Source organism: Streptomyces sp. NPDC088246 (assembly GCF_044741025.1).
Taxonomy (GTDB): domain Bacteria; phylum Actinomycetota; class Actinomycetes; order Streptomycetales; family Streptomycetaceae; genus Streptomyces.
The window spans coordinates 1-4,657 of record NZ_JBIURV010000133.1; the positions used below are offsets into that span (position 1 = coordinate 1).

Genomic DNA, 4,657 nt, shown 5'->3' on the forward strand with positions numbered 1-4,657 from the left:
AGGTAATGCGCCAGACGATTCGCCCGGCCCATCAACTCCCCGTACTCGACCGACACCTCACCGCAGACCACCGCCACCGCACCCGGCATCGACCCTGCACGCGCGGCAATCAGCTCGTGCACCCCACCCACCACGGGCAGCGGCTCGACCGTCGCGTTCCACTCACGTACGACCTGCTCATGCTCCGCCTCCGTCAGTACCGGCAGTTCATCGAGGCATCGGCCCGTATCCGTGGCCAGGGTGTCGAGGAGTGCGACGAGATGCCCCGCCATCCGCTCGATCGTGGCCGCGTCGAAGAGCGCGGTGCTGTACTCGATCGCTCCGGACAGTGCGCCTCCGCCGTCCGTCAGCACCAGTCGCACGTCGAACCGGTTGGTCATGCTGGTTCCGGTGTCGTCCGTGAACGACTCGGGGTCGAGGGGGTCGTCGCCGGTGCGGCCGTCGCTGGACCGGCCGTCCCCGGTGAAGTAGTTGAACAGCACCTGGAACAGCGGGCTGCGCGACCGGTCCCGCTCAGTGACGAGTTCGTCCACCAGCTGCTCGAACGGCAGGTCCTGGTGCGCATAGGCGTCCAGGGCCATCTTCCGTACACGGCCGAGGAGTTCCTCGAACGTCGGGTCGCCGGACAGATCGGTGCGCATCACGAGCGTGTTGACGAAGAAGCCGATCAGGTCTTCGGTCTCGGCACGGTTCCGGTTCGCGACCGGGGTGCCGACCACCACGTCGTCCGACCCCGCGTACCGGCCCAGCAGCACGTTGAACGCGGCCAGCAGCGTCATGAACATCGTCGTGCCGTGCTCGCGGGACACGGCCCTCAGTGCTGCCATCGTCGGTTCCGGGACCTCGAACCGTGTCGTCGCGCCGACCGGTGACCACACCGCGGGACGCGGCCGGTCCGTGGGCAGCTCCAGGGTCGGAGCCCCGGCCAGCTGCTCCCGCCAGTAGGCGCGTTGTGCGTCGAGCACCTCGCCGGTGAGCCGCTGCCGCTGCCAGACCGCGAAGTCCGCGTACTGGACGGGCAGGGGCGGCAGCGACGGCACGCCGCCCCTGCGCAGCACGTCGTACAGGTGCATCAGTTCGCGCTGGAAGATGCGCGTCGACCATTCGTCGGAGACGACGTGGTGCATGGACAGCGCCAGGACGTGTTCGTCGGACGCCACCCGGATGAGCGTGGCGCGGATCAGGGAGCCGTCGGAGAGGTCGAACGGGGTCGCCTCGTCCGCCGCGACGAGCTTCTCGGCCACGCGGAGCGGTGCGCCCTCCCCCGACACGTCGATCACCGGCAACGGGAAGGTCGCCAGCGGGGCTATCACCTGGTGCGGCACACCGTCCGCGCCCGCGACCAGCCGCGTCCGCAGTACCTCGTGCCGTGCGACGATCGCGGTCAGGGCCGCCTGGAGTGCGGAGATGTCCAGGTCACTGCCCATCCGCACCCGCATCGGCAGGTTGTACTCCAGCGATCCGGGCTCCAGCCGGTCCAGGAACCACAGCCGCTGCTGCGCGAACGACAGCGGCAGTACCTGGTTCCGGTCGACGGGCGTCACCGGTTGGAGGCCGGGCTGCTCGGCCGACCCCGCGATCGTCGCCGCCAGGCCACGTACGGTCGGGTGGTCGAAGAGTGCCGACAGCGGGACCTCGGCGCCCAGGACGGCGCGTATGCGGGAGATCACCTGGGTGGCGAGGAGCGAGTGCCCGCCCAGCTCGAAGAAGTTGTCCTCCGCGCCGACCCGGTCGATGCCCAGGACCTGGTTCCAGATCCCGGCGAGGAGCTCTTCCACAGCGCCCGCGGGTGCCACGAACGCGTCCGCGTCGGGGCGGCCGATCTCCGGTTCCGGCAGTGCGGCCCGGTTGAGCTTGCCGTTGGGGGCCAGGGGGAGGTCGGCCAGCTCGACGAAGACCGACGGGACCATGAACTCGGGAACGCTGCGCCGCAGGTGCTCGCGCAGATCACCGACCGCGGGTATGCCCTCGGTGTGGTCGGCCGGCACCAGGTAGGCCACCAGGCGGCGGTCCTCCCCCTCGCCCCAGGCGGTCACGACCGCGGACCGCACGCGGGGATGGCCGGTGAGCGCCTCCTCGATCTCTCCCGGTTCGATGCGGAAGCCGTGGACCTTGACCTGCTGGTCGATACGGCCGAGGAATTCGAGGCGCCCGTCGGCGCGCCAGCGCACCTGGTCGCCCGACCGGTAGGCCCGGGAGCCGTCGCCCGCGAACGGATCGGCCACGAACCGTTCCGCGGTCAGCGCGGGCCGATGCCCGTAGGCACGGGCGAGGCCGGCGCCGGCGATGTACAGCTCGCCCGCGATGCCGACCGGCACCGGGTTCAGCCGCTCGTCCAGGACCATCAACCGTACGTTCGTCAGCGGCAGGCCGATCGGCACGAGGCCGCCGGGCGACCAGTCCGTCATGGCGTCCACGCGTGAGCAGACGGTGCTCGCCGCGTCGATGGTGTTCTCGGTCGGGCCGTACAGGTTGGCCACGACCGCCGTCGCGTTCTTCGCGTAGAAGCGGGCCACGTCGGCCGCCGCCAGCGCCTCACCCCCGCAGAACACCGCGCGCAGCGCGGACAGGGACGACGGCCAGGTGTGGGTGACGAACAGCTTGAACAGCGAGGGGACGAACTGCACCACCGTGATCCGCCGGGACTCCAGGAGTTCCACCAGGTAGTCCAGGTCGCCCTGGAGTCCGGGGGCGGCGAGAACGAGCTCGGCACCGTTCACCAGCGGCCAGAGGAGTTCCCACACGGAAGCGTCGAACGTGAGCGGCGTCTTGTGGAGGACCCGGTCCGCCGCCGTCAGCCGGTGCTGGTCCTGCATCCACGAGAGGCGGTTCACGACGCCCCCGTGGGTGATCTGCACGCCCTTCGGGCGGCCGGTCGAGCCCGAGGTGTAGATGACGTACGCGAGCTGCTGGGGGTGGACCGGTACGTCGGGGGACGTGGTCGGCCGTGTCGCGATGGCCTTACGGGTGGCGGGGTCGTCCCACCACACCACGGTGTCCAGCGCGCCTCGCGCGGCCAGGTCGGCCGCGACGCGACGGTGGCCGACCAGGACGGTGGCGCCACTGTCCGCGAGCATGAACTCCAGGCGGTCCGTCGGGTAGCCCGGGTCGAGGGGCACGTAGGCCGCCCCTGCCTGCCAGACAGCGAGGACCGCGGCGACCATGTCCGGTCCGCGTTCCAGGCAGAGGGCCACCGCGCACTCGGCACCGACGCCCGCGTCGCGCAGGTGGTGGGCGAGGCGGTTGGCGCGAGCCATCAACTCGCTGTAGGTGAGGGTCTCTTCTCCCGATACGACAGCCACCGCGTCCGGTGTCGCGAGCGCCCGTCCGGCGATCAGCTGGTGCATACCGCTCACCGGCGGCAGGGGGGCCGCGTTGTCGGTCCACTCGCGCAGGAGCCGGTCGCGCTCGCCAGCGGTCAGGACCGGCAGATCGCCGATCCGCCGGTCCGCATCGTCGTCGGCGACGGCCTCCAGGAGGGTGAGCAGGTGCCCGGTCATCCGCGCCACGGTCGTGGCGTCGAAGAGGGCGGTGCTGTACTGGATCTCTCCGGCAAGAGAACCGTCACTCTCGCCTTCACCCAGGGTCACCATCAGGTCGAACTTGACCGGCAGGAACTCCGGTACGAACCCCGGCCCGGCGGATTCCCGGGTCGGCGTCGCGTCCGGCGCGCCGTCGGATCCGGTTGCGCTGCGGCGTGCAACGGATCCGGTGGACTCCTCGGCGACATAGCTGAAGAGCGTCTGGAAGAGCGGGGTACGAGACCGGTCGCGTTCCGTGACGAGGTCGTCGACCAGCTGCTCGAAGGGCAGGTCCTGGTGTGCGTAGGCGCCGAGCGCGGTGTCCCGTACGCGGTGCAGGACTTCGCTGAACGTCGGGTCGCCGGACAGGTCGGTGCGCATGACGAGGGTGTTGACGAAGAACCCGATCAGGTCCTCGGTCTCGGCACGGTTCCGGTTCGCGACCGGCGTGCCGACCACGACGTCGTCCGTGCCGGCGTAGCGGCCCATGAGGATGTCGAACGCCGCGAGGAGCGTCATGAACATCGTCGTGCCGTGCTCCCGGGACAGCGCGCGCAGCGCTCGCGCCGTACCGGCCGGCACGGTGAACCGGCTCACCGCACCCTCGGTGGAGCGCACCGCCGGACGCGGCCGGTCGGTCGGCAGCTCGAGCGTCGGCAGGGCTGCCAGGGTGCGACGCCAGTAGTCCAGCTGACCGTCGAGCACGTCGCCGGTCAGCCATTGGCGCTGCCACGCGGCGACATCGGCGTACTGGAACACGAGCGGCCGCAGCGGGTCCGGCCGCCCTGCATGGAACGCCTCGTAGAGTGCGAGGAGTTCGCGGCGCAGGATGCGGTCCGACCATTCGTCGGACGCCACGTGGTGCATCACCAGGGCGAGCACGTGCTCGTCGTCACCCAGCCGGATCAGCGTGGCGCGGATCAGGGGGCCGTTCGCCAGATCGAACGACACCGAACCGATCTGCGCGAGGAGACGGCCGGCGGCGTCCTGTGGGCTCGGGTCGGCGGAGAGGTCCACGAGCGGCAGGGGCATGGGGGCCGACGGGTCGATGACCTGGTGCGCGACTCCGTCCGGGCCGGCGACGAGGCGGGTCCGCAGCACCTCGTGCCGGGTCACGATCGCATCCAGCGCAGCCC

At 70.8% G+C, this 4,657-nt stretch carries 1 protein-coding gene; it reads right to left on the reverse strand.

Annotated features, from left to right (window positions below):
• A partial coding sequence (locus tag ACIPEK_RS46190; protein WP_402008916.1) for an amino acid adenylation domain-containing protein occupies window positions 1-4,637 on the reverse strand: 4,637 nt, incomplete at its 3' end.
• Between the last annotated feature and the right edge of the window lie 20 nt (window positions 4,638-4,657).